Origin of the sequence: Pseudomonas sessilinigenes, assembly GCF_003850565.1 — a bacterium.
Classification (GTDB): domain Bacteria; phylum Pseudomonadota; class Gammaproteobacteria; order Pseudomonadales; family Pseudomonadaceae; genus Aquipseudomonas; species Aquipseudomonas sessilinigenes.
This window is the reverse complement of sequence record NZ_CP027706.1, coordinates 6,608,158-6,629,334: the sequence shown is the minus strand read 5'-3', so window position 1 is coordinate 6,629,334 and position 21,177 is coordinate 6,608,158. Positions and strand designations below refer to the sequence as shown.

Here is a 21,177-nt window from a genome sequence, read left to right as displayed (position 1 = left end):
CGTTCCCATTGGAGAATGATTCCGGGTAACAGACCCGGCCACGGCGCCTTCCTGAGATCCATGGTCCACTTGTAACTGTCTGATTCGTCGATAGTTATCAGGGCATGCCAGGACAGGGGCCGCTCTCCATTGCAAGCACAATCCTGGCAGGAAAACCCATGACGGACGCGTTCGAACTCCCCAGTACCCTGGCCCAAGCCCTTCAACGCCGGGCGGTCCTGGCACCTGATCAAGTGGCGTTGCGTTTCCTCGCCGAAGACCAGGAGCAGAACGTGGTCCTCAGTTACCGGGACCTGGATCTGCGGGCGCGCACCATCGCCGCGGCCCTGCAAGCCAATGCCGAGTTCGGCGACCGGGCGGTGCTGCTGTTCCCCAGCGGCCCGGACTACGTCGCGGCGTTCTTCGGCTGCCTGTATGCCGGGGTGATCGCGGTGCCGGCCTATCCGCCAGAGTCGGCCCGGCGCCATCACCAGGAACGGCTGATCTCGATCATGGCCGACGCCGAGCCGCGGCTGCTGCTGACCAGCGCCGGGCTGCGTGAGGCCCTGTTGCAGATGGACGAGCTCAAGGCCGAGGGGGCGCCGCAACTGTTGTGCGTCGATACCCTGGACAGCGCCCTGGCCGAGGGCTGGCAGCCCGTCGAGTTGGCGGACGATGACATCGCCTTCTTGCAATACACCTCCGGTTCCACGGCCTTGCCCAAGGGCGTGCAGGTCAGCCATGGCAACCTGGTGGCCAACGAGATGCTGATCCGTCGCGGCTTCGGCATCGACCTCAATCCGGACGATGTGATCGTCAGCTGGTTGCCGCTGTACCACGACATGGGCCTGATCGGCGGCCTGCTGCAACCGATCTTCAGTGGCGTGCCCTGCGTGCTGATGTCCCCGGCCTATTTCCTGGGGCGGCCCCTGCGTTGGCTGGAAGCCATCAGCGAATACGGCGGCACCATCAGTGGCGGCCCGGACTTTGCCTACCGCCTGTGCAGCGAGCGGGTCAGTGAGTCGGCCCTGGAACGCCTCGACCTGAGCGGTTGGCGCGTGGCCTATTCCGGCTCGGAGCCGATCCGCCTGGACACCCTGGAGCGCTTTGCCGAGAAGTTCAGTGCCTGCGGTTTCACTGCCGATAACTTCCTGGCGTCCTATGGCCTGGCCGAAGCCACCCTGTTCGTCGCCGGTGGTGTGCGGGGCCAGGGCATCCCGGCCTTGCACCTGGACGAGCAGGCCCTGGCGCAGAACCGTGCCGAACCGGGGCAGGGCAGCGCGATGATGAGCTGCGGCTTCAGCCAGCCGGAGCACGCGGTGCTGTTGATGGACCCGCAGCAGCTTTGCGAGCTGCCCGATAACCGCATCGGCGAAGTCTGGGCCGCCGGGCCGAGCATCGCCCATGGTTACTGGCGCAACCCCGAAGCGAGCGCCAAGACGTTCGTCCAGCACGCCGGCCGCACCTGGTTGCGCACTGGCGACCTGGGCTTCATGCGCGATGGCCAGCTGTACATCACCGGGCGCCTGAAGGACCTGCTGATCGTGCGCGGGCACAACCTGTATCCCCAGGACATCGAGAAGACCATCGAGCGCGAAGTGGAAGTGGTGCGCAAAGGCCGGGTGGCAGCGTTCGCGGTCACCGACCAGGGCCAGGAAGGCATTGGCATCGCCGCTGAAATCAGCCGCAGCGTGCAGAAGATCCTGCCGCCCGAGGCGCTGATCAAGGCCATTCGCCAGGCGGTCGCCGAAGCCTGCCAGGAAGCGCCCAGCGTGGTGGTGCTGCTCAATCCCGGGGCCTTGCCCAAGACCTCCAGCGGCAAGCTGCAACGCTCGGCCTGCCGTACTCGCCTGGCCGATGGCAGCCTGGATTACTACGCGCTGTTCCCGGATGCCTCGACGCCGAGCCAGGACGCCACCGGCGAAGCGCCAGGCAATGAATTGCAGGCCCTGATCGGGCGCATCTGGCAGGAGCAACTGCAATGCGTTGCGGTGGCCGCCGACGATCACTTCTTCCTGCTGGGTGGCAACTCCATCGCCGCCACCCAGGTCATGGCCCGCCTGAGCCAGGAGCTGGGCCTGGAACTGGGGCTGCGCCTGTTGTTCGAGGCCCCGACCCTGGTGGCGTTCAGCGCCGAGGTCGCGCGCTTGCAGCAGGACGGTGGCAGTGCCCAGGGGGCGATCAACGCCCTGTCGCGCCAGCAGCCGTTGCCGCAATCCCTGGCCCAGAATCGCTTGTGGATCACCTGGCAGTTGGACCCATGCAGCAGCGCCTACAACATTCCCGGTGGCCTGCGCTTGCGTGGCGAACTGGACGAAGACGCCCTGCGTGCCAGCTTCCAGCAACTGCTCGAGCGTCACGAAGCCCTGCGCACGCGTTTCTTCGAGCGAGATGGCCAAGCCCTGCAACAGGTGGATGAGCCCTGCGAGTTCAACCTGCAACTGATCGACATCAGCGACCTGCCGCCGGCCGAACGCGAAGCCCGGGCCCGGCAGATCCGCGAGGATGAGGCCCACACCCAGTTCGACCTGGAGAAGGGCCCCTTGTACTGGGCGACCCTGGTGCGCCTGGATGATGAAGAACATCAACTGTTGCTGACCCTGCACCACATCATTGCCGACGGCTGGTCGCTGAACCTGCTGATCGACGAATTCTCGCGCCTGTATGCGGCCTTCGCCCAGGGCCAGGCCCTGGAGCTGGCGCCGCTGGCCCTGCAGTACGCCGACTACGGCAGTTGGCAGCGCCAGTGGCTGGCCCAGGGCGAAGGCCAGCGCCAGTTGGATTACTGGAAGCAGCAGCTGGCCGATGAAGCCCCAGCCTTGAGCCTGGCCACCGATCATCCGCGCTCGGCCCAGGTCCGGCACAGTGCTGCGCGCCACGGCCAGCGCTTGAGTGCAAACCTCAGCGAGGCCGTGCGCCAGGCGGCCCAGGCCCAGCAGGTGACGCCATTCATGCTACTGCTGGCAGCCTTCCAGACGCTGCTCTACCGCTACACCGGCCAGGGCGATGTCCGCGTTGGGGTGCCCAATGCCAACCGCCCGCGCCTGGAAACCCAGGGCTTGCTGGGCTTCTTCATCAACACCCAGGTCTTGCGCGGCCAGTTGCATGGGCGCCAGTCCTTCGCCGAGTTGCTACAACAGACTCGCCAGGCAGCCCTGGGCGCCCAGGCCAACCAGGACCTGCCGTTCGAACAGCTGCTGGAAGCCTTCCCCGAGGCCCGCGAGCAAGGCCTGTTCCAGGTCATGTTCAACCACCAGCAACGCGACCTCAGTGCCCTGCGTCGCCTGCCCGGGTTGCTGGCCGAAGAGCTGCCGTGGCACAGCCGCGAGGCCAAGTTCGACCTGCAACTGCACACCGAGGAAGATCGCAACGGACGCCTGAGCCTGGCCTTCGACTACGCCGACGAGCTGTTCGAGGCGGCCACCATCGAGCGCCTGGCCGGACACTTCATCAGCCTGCTGGAATATGCCTGCCAGCAACCTGAGGCGGCCCTGGGCGACCTGCCGCTCTTGAGCCAGGCAGAGGCCGAGCAGCTGCAACAGTGGAGCGTGGCCCCCTGTGCGCCGGCCGAGCGCTGGCTGCCGGAGCGCCTGCATGAACAATGGCAGCTGACCCCGGAACGCACCGCGCTGGTGTGGGAGGGTGGCCAGTTGAGTTTTGCCGAACTGCACACCCAGGCCAACCGCCTGGCCCACTACCTGCGGGACAAGGGGGTCGGCCCCGACGTGTGCGTGGCCATCGCCGCCGAGCGTTCGCCGCAACTGCTGATCGGCCTGCTGGCCATCGTCAAGGCCGGCGGTGCCTATGTGCCCCTGGACCCGGACTACCCCGCCGAACGCCTGGCCTACATGCTTGGCGACAGCGGCGTCGAGCTGCTGCTGACCCAGACCCACCTGCTCGAGCGCATGCCGGCCATCGAGGGTGTCAGCGCCATCGCCATGGACAGCCTCAAGCTCGACAACTGGCCGAGCCAGGCCCCGGGCCTGCACCTGCATGGCGACAACCTGGCCTATGTGATCTACACCTCCGGTTCCACCGGCCAACCCAAGGGCGTCGGCAATACCCACGCCGCGCTGATGGAGCGCCTGCAATGGATGCAGGACAGCTACCAGTTGCAGGCTGACGATGTGCTGATGCAAAAAGCCCCGATCAGCTTCGACGTATCGGTATGGGAATGCTTCTGGCCGCTGATCACCGGCTGCCGCTTGCTCATTGCCGCTCCCGGCGAGCATCGCGACCCGCACCGTATCGCCCAACTGGTGCAGACGCATGGCGTGACCACGCTGCACTTCGTCCCGCCGCTGTTGCAACTGTTTGTCGATGAGCCGCTCAGCGCCGGCTGCCATAGCCTGCGCCGGGTGTTCTCCGGTGGCGAAGCCTTGCCCGCCGAGTTGCGCAATCGCCTGCTCGAACAACTGCCGGGCGTGCAACTGCACAACCGCTATGGCCCGACCGAAACCGCAATCAACGTCACCCACTGGCACTGCGCGGTGGCTGACGGCGAGCGCTCGCCCATCGGTCGTCCCTTGGGCAACGTGATCTGCCGCGTGCTGGATGCCGAACTCAACGTGCTGCCGGCTGGAGTACCCGGCGAGCTGTGCATCAGCGGCCAGGGCCTGGCCCGGGGCTACCTGGGGCGGGCCGCCCTGAGTGCCGAGCGGTTTGTCGTCGATCCACTGAGTGCCGATGGGGCGCGCCTGTACCGTACCGGCGACCGGGTGCGCTGGTGCGCCGATGGCGTACTGGAATACCTCGGTCGCCTCGACCAGCAGGTCAAGCTGCGGGGCTTCCGGGTCGAACCCCAGGAGATCGAAGCGCGCCTGCTCGCCCAGGACGGCGTAGCCCAGGCCGCGGTGCTGGTGCGTAAGACCCAGGCCGGAGCGCAGTTGATCGGCTACTACACGGCCCATGCCGACGATGAAGATGAACAACAGCAGAGCACGCGCCTGAAAACCGCCCTGGCCGCCGAGCTGCCCGAATACATGGTGCCGGCGCAACTGGTGCGCCTTGAGTCCATGCCCCTGAGCCCCAGTGGCAAGCTGGATCGCCGGGCACTGCCCGAGCCGCAATGGCAGGTGCGTGAGCATGTCGAGCCCGACACCGAGCTGGAGCAGCAGATCGCGGCGATCTGGCGCGAGGTGCTGGGCCAGCCGCGCATCGGCCTGACGGACGATTTCTTCGCCCTGGGCGGCCATTCGTTGCTGGCCACCCAGATCATTTCCCGCACTCGCCAGGCCTGTGATGTGGAGCTGCCCCTGCGCGTGCTGTTCGAAGCCAGCGAGCTGGGGGCCTTTGCCGAACAGGTGCGACTGATCCAGGAGACCGGGGCGCACAACCAGCAGCCACCGATCGCCCAGGTCGATCGCAGCCAGCCGGTGCCGCTGTCCTATTCCCAGCAGCGTATGTGGTTCCTCTGGCAGATGGAGCCGGACAGCCCGGCCTATAACGTCGGCGGCATGGCGCGGCTGAGCGGTGTGCTGGATGTCGGGCGTTTCGAGGCGGCCTTGCAAGCGCTGATCCTGCGCCATGAAACCCTGCGCACCACCTTCCCCAGCATCAACGGCGTGGCCCGCCAGCAGGTACATGCCGACACCGGCCTGCGCATGGCCTGGAAGGACTTCTCGGCCCTGGCTCCCGAGGCGCGGCAACAGCGCCTGCAGCAACTGGCGGACAGCGAGGCGCACCAGCCCTTCGACCTGGAAACCGGCCCTTTGCTACGGGCCTGCCTGGTCAAGGCCGGTGATCAGGAACACTACTTCGTCCTGACCCTGCACCACATCGTGACCGAAGGCTGGGCCATGGACATCTTCGCCCGTGAGCTGGGAGCGCTGTACGAAGCCTTCCTCGACGATCGCGATTCGCCGCTGGAACCGCTACCGGTGCAGTACCTGGACTACAGCGTGTGGCAGCGCCAGTGGCTGGAGTCCGGCGAACGCCAGCGCCAGTTGGACTACTGGACCGGGCAACTGGGCAGCGAGCATCCATTGCTGGAGCTGCCCAGCGACCGGCCGCGGCCGGCGGTACAGAGCCACCAGGGCGAGCTCTATCGCTTCGATCTTGGCGACGCACTGGCGGCCCGGGTCCGGGCTTTCAATGCCGAGCAGGGCCTGACCCTGTTCATGACCATGACCGCCGCCCTGTCGGTGCTGCTGTATCGCTACAGCGGCCAGACCGACCTGCGCATCGGCGCGCCAGTGGCTAACCGTATCCGCCCGGAAAGCGAAGGCCTGATCGGGGCTTTCCTCAATACCCAGGTGCTGCGCTGCCAGCTGGATGGACAGATGAGCGTCGGCCAGTTGCTGGAGCAGGTACGCCAGACGGTGATCGAGGGCCAGTCCCACCAGGACCTGCCGTTCGACCATCTGGTGGAGGCCCTGCAACCGCCGCGCAGCGCCGCCTACAACCCGCTGTTCCAGGTGATGTGCAACGTCCAGCGCTGGGAGTTCCAGCAGAGCCGGCAACTGGCGGGCATGACCGTGGAGTACCTGGTCAACGATGCCCGGGCCACCAAGTTCGACCTCAACCTGGAAGTCACCGACCTGGACCAACGCCTGGGCTGCTGCCTGACCTACAGCACCGATCTGTTCGACGAGCCGCGCATCGCGCGCATGGCTGCCCATTGGCGCAACCTGCTGGAGGCGTTGCTGGGCGATCCGGCACAGCGCCTGTGCGAACTGCCATTGCTGCAGCCAGACGAGCAGCGCCAACTGCTCGATAGCCTGGGCAGCGAAGCCGGCGAGCAGCGCCTGGACCAATGCATCCAGCAGTTGTTCAGCCAGCAGGCCCGGGCTCGCCAGGATGCCCCGGCGCTGACCTTCGCCGGCCAGACCCTGAGCTACAGCGAACTGGACAGCCGCACCAATCGCCTGGCCTGGATGCTCCGCGAACGTGGGGTGGGCCCGCAGGTGCGGGTCGGCCTGGCGCTGGAGCGCTCGCTGGAAATGGTGATCGGCCTGCTGGCGATCCTCAAGGCCGGCGGCGCCTATGTACCGCTGGACCCGGAATACCCCCTGGATCGCCTGCACTACATGATCGAGGACAGCGGCATCGGCCTGCTGCTCAGCGATGCGCGGATGTTCCAGGCCCTCGGCGAACTGCCGGCAGGCGTGGCGCGCTGGTGCCTGGAGGAAGACGGTGCACTACTGGCCGACTACCCGGCCAGCGAGCTGCCTTTGGTCAGCCTGCCGCAACACCAGGCCTACCTGATCTACACCTCCGGCTCCACCGGCCTGCCCAAGGGCGTGGTGGTCTCCCATGGGGAAATCGCCATGCATTGCCAGGCGGTGATCCGCCGGTTCGGCATGCGTGCCGACGATTGCGAGCTGCACTTCTATTCCATCAACTTCGACGCCGCTACCGAGCGCTTGCTGGTGCCGTTGCTCAGCGGTGCCCAGGTGGTGTTGCGGGCCCAGGGCCAGTGGGACGCCGAGGAAATCTGCCAGTTGATCCGCCAGCATCGGGTCAGCATCCTGGGCTTCACCCCCAGCTATGGCAGCCAGTTGGCCCAGCACCTGGCGACCCAGCAGCAAACCCTGGCAGTACGCATGTGCATTACCGGTGGCGAAGCCCTGACTGGCGAGCACCTGCAACGCATTCGCGCGGCCTTCCAGCCGAGCCTGTTCTTCAACGCCTACGGTCCGACCGAAACCGTGGTCATGCCATTGGCCAGCCTGGCGCCGGAGCAGTTGGCCGAAGGCGTGGCCAGCGTGCCCATCGGCAGCATCGTCGGTGCGCGGGTGGCCTATATCCTCGATGCCGACCTGGCGCTGGTGCCCCAAGGCGCGACCGGTGAGTTGTATGTCGGCGGCGCGGGCCTGGCCCAGGGCTACCATCGTCGCCCGGGCCTCAGCGCCGAGCGTTTCGTCGCCGACCCGTTCAGCGGCGCCGGCGGTCGCCTGTATCGCACCGGCGACCTGGTGCGCCAGTGCGCCGACGGTCAGGTGGAATACATCGGCCGGGTCGACCATCAGGTGAAGATCCGCGGCTTCCGTATCGAGCTGGGGGAAATCGAATCCCGCTTGCTGGATCATCCTGCGGTACGCGAAGCGGTGGTGCTGGCGCTGGATGCGCCATCGGGCAAGCAACTGGCAGGTTACCTGGTGACCGAGGTCGCCGGGCAGGACGAGGCGGCGCAAGCCGAGCTGCGGGAAGCCCTCAAGCAGCAGTTGAAGACCCAGTTGCCCGACTACATGGTGCCGACTCACCTGATCCTGCTGTCCAGCATGCCGCTGACCGCCAACGGCAAGCTCGATCGCCGGGCCTTGTCGGTGCCGGACCCGGAGCTCAATCGCCAGCAGTACGCGGCCCCGAGCAACGAGTTGGAGCAGAGCCTGGCGCGCATCTGGTGCGATGTGCTGAACGTGCAGCAAGTGGGCCTCAACGACAACTTCTTCGAACTGGGCGGCGATTCGATCTTGTCGATCCAGGTGGTCAGTCGCGCCCGCCAACTGGGCATCCATTTCACCCCGCGTGACTTGTTCCAGCACCAGACCGTGCAGACCCTGGCGCGAGTGGCCAGCCGCAGCCAGCGCATCAGCGCCGAGCAAGGACTGCTCAGCGGCGAGGCACCTCTGACCCCGATCCAGCATTGGTTCTTCGATAGCCGCATCCCGCAGCCGCAGCACTGGAACCAGGCGCTGCTGCTGGAGCCGGTAACGCCCCTGGATGCCCAGCGCCTGGAGCAGGCACTGCTGGCGGTGGTGGAACAACACGACGCCTTGCGCCTGCGCTTCAACCAGAGCAACGAACAATGGCGCGCCGAGTACTTGCCGCTGTCCGATGCGCCGTTGCTGTGGCAGGTACGGGTGCCGTCCATGGCGACCTGCGAAACCTTGTTCGCCGACGCCCAGCGCAGCCTCGACCTGGAGCATGGACCGCTGCTGCGCGCGGTGCTGGTGGACGGTCCGGAGGGTGAGCAGCGGCTGCTGCTGGCCATCCACCACCTGGTGGTGGACGGCGTGTCCTGGCGGGTACTGCTGGAGGATCTGCAGAACGTCTATCGCCAGTTGGAGGCGGGCCAGGCCGTGCAGTTGCCGGCCAAGACCAGCGCCCTGCGCGACTGGTCGAGCCGCTTGCAGGCCTACGCCGGCAGTGAGTCGCTGCGTGAGGAACTGGACTGGTGGCAACAGCAATTGGCCGGCCCGGCGGCGCAATTGCCAGGGTTGCAGCCGGACGGTGGCCAGCAACACCAGCATGCCCGCAGCCACAGCGTGACCCTGGATGCCGAGCGCACCCGTCAACTGCTGCAACAGGCCCCGGCGGCCTATCGCACCCAGGTCAACGACCTGCTGCTTACCGCCCTGGCCCGGGTGCTGTGCCGCTGGAGCGGGCAGCCTTCGGCACTGGTGCAACTGGAAGGACACGGCCGCGAGGCGTTGTTCGACGAGATCGACCTGACCCGCACCGTGGGCTGGTTCACCAGCGCCTATCCGCTGCGCCTGACGCCGTTACAGGTAGAAGAAGCCGCCGGGCAGGGCGCCTCGATCAAGGCGATCAAGGAGCAATTGCGCGGTGTGCCGCACAAGGGCCTGGGCTATGGCGTGCTGCGCTACCTGGCCGATGACGCCTGCCGAGCGGCCCTGGCGGCGCTGCCGCTGGCGCCGGTGACCTTCAACTACCTGGGGCAGTTCGACCAGAGCTTCGGTAGCGATGCGCTGCTGCGTCCGCTGGACGAGTCAGTCGGCCCGGCCCATGCCCTGGAGGCACCGCTGCCCAACGAGCTGAGCATCGACAGCCAGGTCTACGGCGGTGAACTGGTGCTGCGCTGGACCTACAGCGTCGAGCGCTTCGACCCTGAGCTGATTGCCGAGCTGGCGGCGGCCTACCTGGGTGAGCTGCAGAGCCTGATCACCCATTGCCTGAAGGATGATGCCGGTGGCTTGACGCCGTCGGACTTCCCCCTGGCGCGCTTGACCCAGGCCCAGCTCGATGCCCTGCCAGTACCCGCGGCGCAGATCGAGGATGTCTATCCGCTGACGCCGATGCAGGAAGGCATGTTGCTGCACACCCTGCTGGAGCCGGGTACCGGTCTCTACTACATGCAGGACCGCTACCGCATCAACAGTGAACTGGACCCCGAGCGCTTCGCCCAGGCCTGGCAGGCCGTGGTGGCCCGGCATGAAGCCCTGCGCGCCTCGTTCTGCTGGAACGTGGGCGAGGACATGCTGCAAGTTATCCACAAGCCGGGCAGCACGCCGATCGAGTACCTGGACTGGAGCGATGCGCCGGAGGCTGAACAAGAAGCCAGTCTGCAAGCCCTGCACAAAGCCGAGCGCGAGGCCGGTTTCGATCTGCTCAACCAGGCGCCGTTCCACCTGCGGCTGATCCGTGTCGGCGCCGCGCGCTACTGGTTCATGATGAGCAACCACCACATTCTCATCGATGCCTGGTGCCGCTCGTTGTTGATGAACGACTTCTTCGAGATCTACACCGCCCTGGGCGAAGGCCGCGAGGCGCAGTTGGCTGTACCGCCGCGCTACCGCGACTACATCGGCTGGCTGCAACACCAGAGCCTGGCCGAGGCGCGCCAGTGGTGGCGGCAGAATCTCGCGGGCTTCGAACGCACCACGCCGATCCCCAGCGACCGGCCGTTCCTGCGCGAGCATGCCGGCGACAGCGGCGGCATGATCGTCGGCGACTGCTACACCCGGCTCGATCCACGGGACGGTGCGCAATTGCGCGAGCTGGCGCAGCAGCACCAGTTGACCGTCAACACCTTCGCCCAGGCGGCCTGGGCCCTGGTCCTGCGGCGCATGAGCGGCGACCGTGACGTGCTGTTCGGCGTCACCGTGGCCGGGCGGCCGGTGGACATGCCGCAGATGCAGCGCACCGTCGGCCTGTTCATCAACAGCATCGCTCTGCGGGTCAAGTTGCCTGAGGATGGCCAGCGCTGCAGCGTGCGCCAATGGTTGGGCCAGTTGCTGGATAGCAACATGCAGCTGCGGGAGTACGAGTACCTGCCGCTGGTGGCGATCCAGGAAACCAGCGAGCTGCCCAAGGGCCAGCCGCTGTTCGACAGCCTGTTCGTGTTCGAGAACGCCCCGGTGGAGGTCTCGGTACTGGACCGGGCCCAGAGCCTGAACGCCACTTCGGATTCCGGCCGTACCCACACCAACTTCCCGATCACGGCCGTCTGCTACCCGGGGGACGACCTGGGGCTGCACCTGTCCTATGACCAGCGCTACTTCGAGCTGACGACCATCGAGCGCATGCTGGGCGAGTTCAAGCGCCTGCTGCTGGCGCTGATACAGGGCTTTAATGGCGACATGGCCGAGCTGCCGTTGCTGGGCGAGGAGGAGCGTGATTTCCTGCTGGCCGGTTGCAACCAGAGCCAGCACCAGTACCCGCTGGAGCGCAGCTATGTGGAGTTGTTCGAGGCCCAGGTGGCCGCGCATCCGCAGCGTATTGCCGCCAGCTGCCTGGAACAGAGCCATAGCTATGCCGAGTTGAACCTGCGCAGCAACCGCCTGGGCCATGCCCTGGTGGCCCAGGGCGTGGACTTCGACCAGCCGGTGGCCCTGCTGGCCGAGCGTGGCCTGGAGCTGTTGGGCATGATCATCGGCAGCTTCAAGGCCGGGGCCGGCTACCTGCCCCTGGACCCGGGCCTGCCGGGCCAGCGCCTGGGCCGCATCATCGAGCTCAGTCGCACGCCGATCCTGGTCTGTACCCAGGCTTGCCGTGAACAGGCCCAGGCCCTGCTGGACGAGTTCGGCTGCGCCGGTCGTCCGCGCCTGCTGGTCTGGGAAGACGTCCAGGCCGGGGCTGGGCGCGAGGACAATCCCGGACGCTACAGCCGTGCGGACAACCTCGCCTACGTGATCTACACCTCCGGTTCCACCGGCCTGCCCAAGGGCGTGATGGTGGAGCAGCGCGGCATGCTCAACAACCAGTTGAGCAAGGTGCCGTACCTGCAACTGAGTGAGGCCGATGTGATCGCCCAGACCGCCTCCCAGAGCTTCGATATCTCGGTCTGGCAGTTCCTTGCCGCGCCGCTGTTCGGCGCTCGGGTGGACATCGTGCCCAATACCATCGCCCATGATCCCCAGGGGCTCCTGGCCCATGTCCAGGAGCAGGGCATCACGGTGCTGGAGAGCGTGCCGTCGCTGATCCAGGGCATGCTGGCCCAGGACGCCATCGCCCTGGACGGCCTGCGCTGGATGCTGCCCACCGGCGAGGCCATGCCACCGGAGCTGGCGCACCAGTGGCTGCTACGTTATCCACAGATCGGCCTGGTCAACGCCTACGGCCCGGCGGAGTGCTCCGACGACGTGGCCTTCTTCCGCGTGGACCTGGCCTCGACCCGGGGCAGCTACCTGCCCATCGGCACGCCCACCGATAACAACCTGTTGTATCTGATGGACGAAGCCCTGGAGCTGGTGCCCCTGGGTGCGGTGGGCGAGCTGTGCGTGGCCGGTACCGGTGTCGGCCGTGGCTACGTCAGCGACCCGTTGCGCACTGTGCAAGCCTTCGTGCCCCATCCGTTCGGTGCTGCGGGCGAACGCCTGTACCGCACCGGCGACCTGGCACGCCGGCGCAGCGACGGCGTGCTGGAGTACGTCGGGCGGATCGACCATCAGGTGAAGATCCGTGGCTACCGCATCGAACTGGGCGAGATCGAAGCGCGCCTGCACGAACAACCGGAGCTGCGCGATGCCGCGGTCGGGGTGCAGGAGGGCGTCAATGGCAAGCACCTGGTGGGCTACCTGGTTGCCAGCGATTCGGGCCTGGGGCAAAGCGAGTGCCTGGAGCGGATCAAGCCGCGCCTGCGCGCCGAGTTGCCGGAGTACATGGTGCCGCTGCACTGGCTGTGGCTGGAGCGCCTGCCGCTCAACGCCAACGGCAAGCTCGATCGCAAGGCCCTGCCGGCCCTGGAGATCGGCCAGTTGCAGAGCCAGGACTACCTGGCCCCGAGCAGCGAGCTGGAGCAGACCCTGGTGGACATCTGGGCCGAAGTGCTCAAGGTGGAACGGGTGGGGGTGCGCGACAACTTCTTCGAGTTGGGCGGGCACTCGCTGCTGGCTACCCAGATTGCCTCGCGGGTACAGAAGACCCTGCAACGCAACGTGCCACTGCGGGCGATGTTCGAATGCAGCACGGTGCAGGAGCTGGCGGCCTACATCGACGGACTGGGGGCCAATGAAATCAGCGAGGAGAAGGTCGATCGCCTGAGCGACCTGATGGCTGAGCTGGAGGGCTTGTGACCCAAGGGTGACGGGGCCTTGTTCGCTGGCCAGTCAGGTTCTGTTGGCCAATAGCCCCTCAAGCCCTCTGTTATGATCGCGCCCGGCCCAGGTCCACGTACCTGCGCCGGGCGTTTTCATTCAAGGACCGGAACCATGGCAGAGCAGCTTTACTGGCACGATATCGAAGACACCCTGGGCCACTGGAGCGGCCTGGGCGTCGAGGTCGAACCCGGCGCCACGGACAAGCCGCCGCTGTACCTGCGCACCGGCGCGAATGCCCGGTTCAAGCTGATGCACCATGACACACCGCTGTTCTGGGCCACCATTGCCCGGGACCATGGCGGTGTCTGGCTGGTGCGCAAGCCGCTGGTCGATGGCGCTGAATGCCGGTTGCTCGCCCCCATCGACTCACCCACCGTCGAACAGCACGCGGCATTGGCGCCCGAGCTGCGGATCAAGGCCTGGAGCCGCTATTTCGTCAGCCGTCTGGGCGCCAGTGCCCGGCACTTCCTCACCCCTGGCTACTGGCTGGCCCAGGGCCTGGTGCCGGAGCCGTCCAGTACCGGCCACGGCCTGGACAAATGGCGCTTCACCTCGAGGGTCGACCCGTTGACCCACGTGCCCAGCTGGTTCCTGTATGGCGAGGACTTTCTCGACAACCTGCAACCCCAGACCCTGGAGTGGATCGACTGGTGGCACGGCGGCGGCAAGCTCATCGGCCTGCATCGCGTCGATCCACAGGCGGGGCGGCTCAAGTGGTGGCGCAAGAAGGCCCGGGAGGACAGCCTGCCACCGGTGCTGTTGTGGTACGTCGGCGGACTGGCGTCCTACCTGGTGATCGATGGGCACTACCGTTTGCAGGCCGCCATCGCGGAAAATCTCGCGCCGTCCTTCATCGTCCTCAGTGCTACCCGCGCGCGTGACTTCACGCCGAGCCTCGAGCATCGGCAACGGGTCATGGATTCGCTGCACAAGCGTGGCGATGCGGTGCCACGCAACAAGGCCTTGAGTACCGAGAACCTCAACCGGGTGCTGATCCAGGCTTTCGACGATCGGCCGCACTACGTCAGCGCGACCCAGGCCTGGGCCGGCAATGAACCCCAGGAACAGTGGTGCGATGAGGTGCGCCAGTGCCTGATCGGGCAGGGGCTCGAAGGTGAGGTGGACGCAGTGATTGCCCGGCGTGGCTGACGGGGCCTCTGTTATAGTCGCGCCCGCGCGCCACAGGGCAGGGGATTAGGGACGATGGTGGAACAGGTTTTCTGGCGGGATATCGAGGATCTGGCTGGCAACTGGAGCGGCCTTGGGGTGGACGTCAGGCACCCGGCCAACGGCAAGCCGAACCTGCGCCTGCTCAGTGGCGATAACCGGCGCATGCAGTTGGTCGTGGGAGGCCAGACGCTGCTGTGGGCCACCATGTCGCGCTGTCTCTACGGGGTGTGGCTGGTGCGTAACCAGTTGCTTGGGCAACTGCCGCAAACCCTGGTCGAGCCCATCGATTCGCCCCAGGTGGAACAACATTCGCGTCTCGCTCCGTCCCTGCAGCTCAAGGCCTGGAGTCGGTTTTTCGTCCAGCAGTTGCTGCGACATCAAGCGGATTTTCTCTACCCCGGCTATTGGTTGGTGCGGGCCCTGCAGCCTGCTGCCCACCCCTATGGGCGATCACTGCCCAGCGGCATCGACCAGTGGTACTTCAAAGGCGGCGAAGATGCCCTGAGCCATATGCCGCAGTGGACCATCGACGGCCGCAACATTCTCGACAACCGCCAGCCTGGCCCGGCGCGTTGGGTCGAACTCTGGGCAGGGGGTGGCGCGGTGGTTGGCCTGCATGGCGTCGATCCGCTGGCCGGGCGCCTGAAGTGGTGGCGCAAGAAGGCCCGTGAAGGCAGCTTGCCGCCGATCCTGTTGTGGTATGTCAGCGGCCTGAACAGCTACCTGATTCTTGACGGGCATTATCGTTTGCAGGCCGCCATCGATGAGAACCTGCCGCCGCAGTTCCTGGTGCTCAGCTCGCCGCGGGTGACGGCCTACGCCCCGAATCCGCAGGAGCAGCAGAAGGTCCTGGGGGCGCTGCAGGTGCAGATCCAGCGCAAGAACCTGGAGACTGCGCGCTTGAACCAACTGCTCATCAGCACCTTCGACGACCGGCCGTATCACGGCTTCGGCAGCCAGTCGTGGGCGGGGATCGCTTCGGAACAAGTGTGGATCGATCAGGTGAGGGGTGTTCTTGAGGAACGTGAGGAGGCTGGCGAGCTGGACGTTATCCTGGCTCGCGAAGCCCCCGAGCATGATTGATCCCACTCGCCAATGCCGAGTCCTGCAGGCGCTGCGTGTTCTGGCTGATTACTTGGGGCCGAGGATCTGCGTCAGCTTGCTCGGGGCTGGGGCACCTTGCTGTTGTTGCAGCTCGCCCTTGTCGTCGAGGTAGAAGATCGCCGGGGTGGCCGACAACTCCAGTTCCTCCATGAGCTTCATGTTGGCGTCGAGTTTGGCCTGGATCGCTTTGGGGATGCTTTGCAGGGGTTTCAGGCTGCTGCCCTTGCCGGCCTTCTCGTGATCCTGCAGGGCCTGGCTCGGGTCCTTGGCGGCCAGCAGGGCGGCGGATTTGCCTGGGCTGTCCTCGCGGATGATGCCGACCATGATGTGCCGCAGTTGTACCTTGCCGGCCTTGACCCAGGGCCGGGCCTGTTCCCAGAACATGTTGCAGTAGGGGCAGTTGGGGTCGCTGAACAGGTAGACGATACGTGGCGCATCGGCCTTGCCGTCGGCGATCCAGTCGCTTTTCTCCAGGTTGCCCCAGACTTCCTTGGCCATCGGTGCATAGACCAGTTTCTGCAGCGGTTCGGCGCTGAGGTCCTTGCCGTCGGCGTCGTACAGGTTGCCCAGCAGCACGTGCTGGCCATCGGCGGTCAGGTACAGGGTCATGCCGCGGTTCTGGTACTGCGCGGCATAACCCTTGAGGCCAGCCGGAGCGTCGAAGCTGCCGATGATCTTGGCGCCCTTGGCTTCGATCTTGCGGATCGGCGCGGGCAGTTCCTCGGCCTGCAGCAGCGGGACATTGAGCAGTGCCGCGCCCAGGGACAGGCTCAGCAGGTGGCGGATGAAGGGCATGGGGGTTTCCTTGAGGGGGCGACCGGAGTCGGATGGATGCCGTCGAAGTTCTCCAGGGCGCGGGCCAGGCTGGCCTCCGAGAGTTCCCCGAGATGGCTGCCCAGCAGGCGGCCGTCGGCGCTGTAGAACAAGGTGGTGGGCAGGGCCATGGAGCCCACGGCCTTGCCCAGGCGGCCACTGCCGTCGAACAGTACGTTGTCCAGGTTCAGTTCCTGGGTGGCCAGGAAGGTGGCGACGCTCTGCATGCTCTCGGCCTGGTTGACGAACAGGAAGGTCAGGTCCGGGCGTTGTTGCTGGGCTTTTTCCAGCACCGGCATTTCCCGCCGGCAGGGTGGGCACCAGGTGGCCCAGAGGTTGATCACCAGCGGCCCGCCCTGGTAGTCGGTGAGCTGCACGGTGTCGCCGTTGGCGTTGCGCAGGGCCACTTCCGGCAGGCGCGTGCCCTGGTCGTAGAGGCTCAGGGACAGGGTCGCCAGCAGCCAGAACGCCAGGCCGGTAGCGATCCCGGCGCCCAGGGGGCGGCGCAGGGCCGGGCGTTTCCAGCCCCAGGCCAGGGCTGCCAGGAGCATGACCAGCACCCCGGGCCAGGCCAGGAAACCGCCGTCGCGCAGGTCGATGGTCATCCACAGGTCGTGCTGGTAGTGCTTCCAGTAGGCGATGACGAAACTGACCCGGGCGGCGAGCATGCCAATCAGGAACAGCGAGAACAGCACCGACTCCGGGTTGTCACCGCCGCGCTTGGCCACGCGCCAGCCCACCAGCGTGGCCAGGGCCAGGGCACTGATCAGCAGCAGGTGGTTGAGGGCGATGGCGAAGGTGCCGATGGTAAAGGTCAGCATCAGCGGGCTTCCAGGGTCTGGGTCCAGCGTTGCAGGAAGGTTGCGGCATCCACTTCGCCGGTGATGCGTTGGCTGCGGCGTTCGCTGCCATCCGGGCCGATCCACAGCATGCTGGGAGGTCCCGGTACCTTGTAGCGGCCGAGCAGTTCGCGGCCGTCGGCATTATCTAGGGTTACGTCCAGGCGCAGCAGGCGCACGTCCTTCAGGGCCTCCAGGACCTGGGGCTGGCCGAATACGGTCTTCTCCATGATCTTGCACGACACGCACCAGTCGGCGTAGTAGTCCAGCAGCACCCACTGGCCCCGGGCCTGGGCGCTGTCCAGGGCGCCTTGCAGCTCGGCAGGCGTCTTGACCGTGGTGAAGGCGTCGTGGGCACTGGCGTTGCTGGCGGGGGCGCTGCCGCTATAGACCTTCAGCGGGTGCAGCAGGTCGTCGCTGCCGCCAGCGGCGCCCACCAGCAGCACGCTGCCCCAGATGCCGAACAGCAACGCACCGGCACCGAACAGGTGCAGCAGGCGCCCGGCGATCACCCGTTGCTGCCAGGCGCAGTAGGCCAGTACCAGGGCCAGGGCACCCCACAGGCCGATCCACAGGCTGGCGTTCAGCACCGGACGCAGCATGTAGATGGCGGTGCCGAGGAAAAGGATGCCGAACACGCCCTTGAGCAGGTTCATCCAGGGGCCGGGCTTGGGCAGGAAGCGGTTGCCCAGGGTCACCAGCAGCAACAACGGCAGGCCGATGCCCAGGCCCAGGGCGAACAGCGCCAGGCCGCCAAACAGGGCATTGCCAGTCTGGGCGATATACAGCAGGCCGCCGGCCAGGGGCGCGGTCATGCACGGGCCCACCAGCAGCGCGGACAGGGCGCCGAGGACCCCGCAGCCGATCAGGCTGCCGCCCTGGCGCTGGCGGCTGGCGCCTTCCAGGCGATCGCGCAGGAAGGCCGGCATCTGCAATTCGAAGAAACCGAACATCGGCAAGGCCAGCAGCACGAACAACGCGGCGAAGCTGCCCAGGACCCAGGGTTGCTGCAGCCAGGCTTGCAGGTTGCTGCCCAGCAGGGCGGCGATCACGCCCATGCCGGCGTACACCAGGGCCATGCACAGCACATAGCTGGATGCCAGGGCCAGGCCCCGGCGCGGGCTGGCGCCACTGCCCACCACCATGCCGGCGAGGATCGGCAGCATTGGCAGCGAGCAGGGAGCGAAGGCCAGCAGCAGGCCGAAGCCGAAGAACGCCAGCAGGCCCAGGCCCCAGGATTTCTGTTGCAAGTCGTTGGCCAGCAGTTGGTCTTGGGCTGCCGCGGTGTCTGCGTCCTGGACGCTAGCGTTGGCCCCCACGGCCGGGGCTCCGCCCAGGTCCACTTCCAGGGTTTGCGGTGGATAGCACAGGCCGGCGTCGGCACAACCTTGCCAGCCCAGCTTGACCTTGCCCGTGGCGGTTGCCGGCAGTTTCACCTCCAGGCCCTGGCGGTACACGGTCTGGTCGCCGAAGAATTCGTCGCTATGGGCTTCGCCCGCCGGCAGGCTCGGCTGCTGCTCCGGCGGCAGGCCGTCGAACTTCAGGCGTTTCTGGTACAGGTAGTAGCCGTCGGCGATCTGCCAGAACAGCTGGGTCTCGCCCGAGGGCAGGCGCTCGGAGCTGAATACGAACGCCTGGCCCACCGGCAGGAAGTCGGGCTTGACCTCGAACGGATTGTTGCCGGCTTGCGCCAGGGTGGTGAACAGCATGAACAACAGGATGAACAATCGACGCATGGTCAAGCCTTAAACCGGTGCAAGTTGCGAGCACAATGGCCGGCCCTGATTAACCGATGATTAAACCGCGCCTTGTGGCCCGGAGCGGGCGGGCATAATGTCCGCTTAATCCGCCGCTTGCTTAATCAACGCCCTTTGTACAGGACCGACCATGCACGTACTTGTCTGTGAAGATGATGAGCTGATCGCCAGCGGGATCGTCGCTGGCCTCACGGCCCAGGGCCTGACGGTCGAGCATGTGGCCACCGCTTCGGCGGCGCGGGCCATGCTCGGCGTGGCCGATTTCGACGTGATGGTACTGGATCTTGGCCTGCCGGATGAAGATGGCCTGAAACTGCTCAAGCAGCAGCGCCAGCAGGGCCTGGAGATCCCGGTGCTGATCCTCACCGCCCGGGACGCGGTGACCGATCGGGTCGACGGCCTGCAGGCCGGGGCCGACGACTATCTGCTCAAGCCCTTCGACCTGCGCGAGCTGGCGGCGCGCCTGCATACCCTGTTGCGCCGGGCGGCGGGACGCAGCGTCAACCTGATCGAGCATGGGCGCCTGACCTACGACCCCAGCACCCGCGAGACTTTGCTCGGCGGGCAGCCGGTGGATCTGTCCCGGCGTGAGCAGTCGTTGCTTCAGGCTTTGCTGCACAACCGTGGCCGGGTGCTGTCCAGCGAGCAGCTCAAGGACAGCGTCTACGGCTTCAACGACGAGCTGGAGAGCAACGCCCTGAACGTGCACATCCATCACCTGCGGCGCAAGCTCGGCAATGGCATCGTCGAGACCGTGCGGGGCCTGGGCTATCGCCTGGGGCCGGCGGATGGCGAGGAGAGTCGCTAAGTGAGGAGCCTGCGCCTGCGCCTGAGCATCACCCTGGGCGCTGCCTTCATCCTGATCTGGACCCTGGCCGCCGCCTGGATGCTCAGTGATCTACGCAATCAGATGATGTTTTCCCTGGACCAGCGACTGGTGGCTTCGGCGCGAATGGTCGCGGGCCTCTTGGAGCAGATGCCGGCATTACCGTCCCATGGCCCGCACGATCACATCGACAGTGGTGCCCTGAGCATTCCCGGCGGCATGGCTTGCCAGGTCAGCTCCCTGCGCGGACAGATCCTGGCCCGTAGCCACAGTACTCCCGATCACCCGCTGGAAGCGGAGAAGCTGGGGTTTCACGACCAGATGATCGACGACGCGCCCTGGCGCACCTTCACCCTGGTGCGTGGCGACCTGCGTATCACCACCGCCGACCGCCAGGTGGAGCGCGAGGCCCTGAATTTGTCGATCCTGCTGGCGGCTTCGGTGCCGGTGGGCGTGGCCCTGCTGGGTTGCCTGTGGCTGTTGTGGCTGGGGATCGGCCAGAGCCTGGCGCCGCTGAACCGCATCCGTGATGCCCTGATGCGCCGCAGCGCCGATTCCCTGGAGCCGTTGCAGATCCAGCCCATGCCCAGCGAGTTGCGCCCGCTGCTGGAAACCCAGAACCAGCTGTTCCAGCGCATTGCCCGGACCATCGAGCGCGAGCGGCGGCTGACCGGCGATGCCGCTCATGAACTGCGCAGCCCGCTGACGGCGATCAAGACCCACCTGCAAGTGGCGCGAATGACCGAGGGCGCGGCCCACGACCAGGCATTGGCCCGGGCCGAGGAGGGCGCCGATCGCATGCATCGGACCCTGGAGCAACTGTTGTTGCTGGCTCGCGTCGAGGGCAGCCTGTCGTTCGATGACGGCGTGCAGTGCACGGCGGAACAGGTGGCGCGCCTGGCGATCCAGGACGCGGTCGTCGGCGCCCGCCAGCGGGTCCAGTTGAATCTGGAGCCGACCGCGGCTGGCGCTGCGGTGGATATGCCCTCGACCCTGGCCATCGCCGCCTTGCGCAACCTGCTGGACAATGCCCTGCGCCATACGCCCGAAGAGTGTCCGGTGGAGCTGAACCTGGAGCTGGTCGCCGGTCGGGTGCGTTTCCAGGTGCGGGACCACGGGCCGGGGATTCCCGAAGCGGATCTGCAACACCTGACCCAGCGCTTCTGGCGTGACAGCCAGAGCAGCGGTTGCGGCCTGGGGCTGGCGATCGTCCAGGCCATCGTCCAGCGCTGTGGCTGCGAGCTGCATTTCGACAGCCAGTCCGATGGCCTGCGGGTGGAACTGACCCTGCCTGCCCGGCGCGCTTGAGCCTTCCTGGCCCAGGACGGGCCTTTGGGCAATTTCCCCGATCCAAGGTGTAAATCCCGACGCTGCTGGTGCGTTTTCAGAACAGGAAAACCTGTCAATGCGCACCTCCTCTCGGCTGCGCATCCGGCCGGTGGCCGTTTTGCTCAAATTGCAGCGTG

General features: G+C 66.4%; 8 protein-coding genes. 5 read left to right on the top strand and 3 right to left on the bottom strand.

Features of this window, described 5'->3' with window-relative positions:
• Positions 1-158 precede the first annotated feature (158 nt).
• The 3 genes from C4K39_RS30155 (at position 159) to C4K39_RS30145 (ending at position 15,455) form a co-directional block, all read left to right on the top strand.
• Positions 159-13,178: a non-ribosomal peptide synthetase gene (locus C4K39_RS30155; protein WP_124348200.1), complete on the top strand. Its 13,020-nt coding sequence runs from the start codon at positions 159-161 to the stop codon at positions 13,176-13,178.
• Between the two features lie 135 nt (positions 13,179-13,313).
• Entirely contained in the window at positions 13,314-14,351 is a 1,038-nt protein-coding gene (locus C4K39_RS30150; protein WP_124348199.1) for a hypothetical protein, read from the top strand.
• 54 nt (positions 14,352-14,405) lie between these two features.
• Complete coding sequence (locus C4K39_RS30145; protein ID WP_068585595.1) at positions 14,406-15,455, top strand: hypothetical protein; 1,050 nt, start codon at positions 14,406-14,408, stop codon at positions 15,453-15,455.
• Positions 15,456-15,503: 48 nt separating this feature from the next.
• On the opposite strand, the gene dsbG is transcribed toward C4K39_RS30145, so the two are convergent.
• From dsbG to dsbD, 3 genes are read right to left on the bottom strand one after another with little or no spacing between them, the layout of a single operon-like run.
• Positions 15,504-16,271 (bottom strand): thiol:disulfide interchange protein DsbG, encoded by a 768-nt coding sequence (dsbG, locus tag C4K39_RS30140; RefSeq protein ID WP_124348198.1) that lies wholly within the window; start codon positions 16,269-16,271, stop codon positions 15,504-15,506.
• Positions 16,247-17,110 carry a TlpA disulfide reductase family protein gene (locus tag C4K39_RS30135; protein WP_124348197.1) on the bottom strand — a complete coding sequence of 288 codons (864 nt, stop codon included), beginning with the start codon at positions 17,108-17,110 and terminating at the stop codon, positions 16,247-16,249. The genes dsbG and C4K39_RS30135 overlap by 25 nt, the downstream gene beginning before the upstream one ends.
• Positions 17,110-18,864 carry a protein-disulfide reductase DsbD gene (gene dsbD, locus C4K39_RS30130; protein ID WP_124348196.1) on the bottom strand — a complete coding sequence of 585 codons (1,755 nt, stop codon included), beginning with the start codon at positions 18,862-18,864 and terminating at the stop codon, positions 17,110-17,112. The genes C4K39_RS30135 and dsbD overlap by 1 nt, the downstream gene beginning before the upstream one ends.
• Positions 18,865-19,015: 151 nt before the next feature.
• Here dsbD and C4K39_RS30125 point away from each other — a divergent pair, with 151 nt between their 5' ends.
• Entirely contained in the window at positions 19,016-19,693 is a 678-nt protein-coding gene (locus C4K39_RS30125; RefSeq protein ID WP_022639968.1) for a response regulator, read from the top strand.
• Positions 19,694-21,019, top strand: a complete 1,326-nt coding sequence (locus C4K39_RS30120) for an ATP-binding protein (protein ID WP_124348195.1) — start codon at positions 19,694-19,696, stop codon at positions 21,017-21,019.
• Positions 21,020-21,177 lie beyond the last annotated feature (158 nt).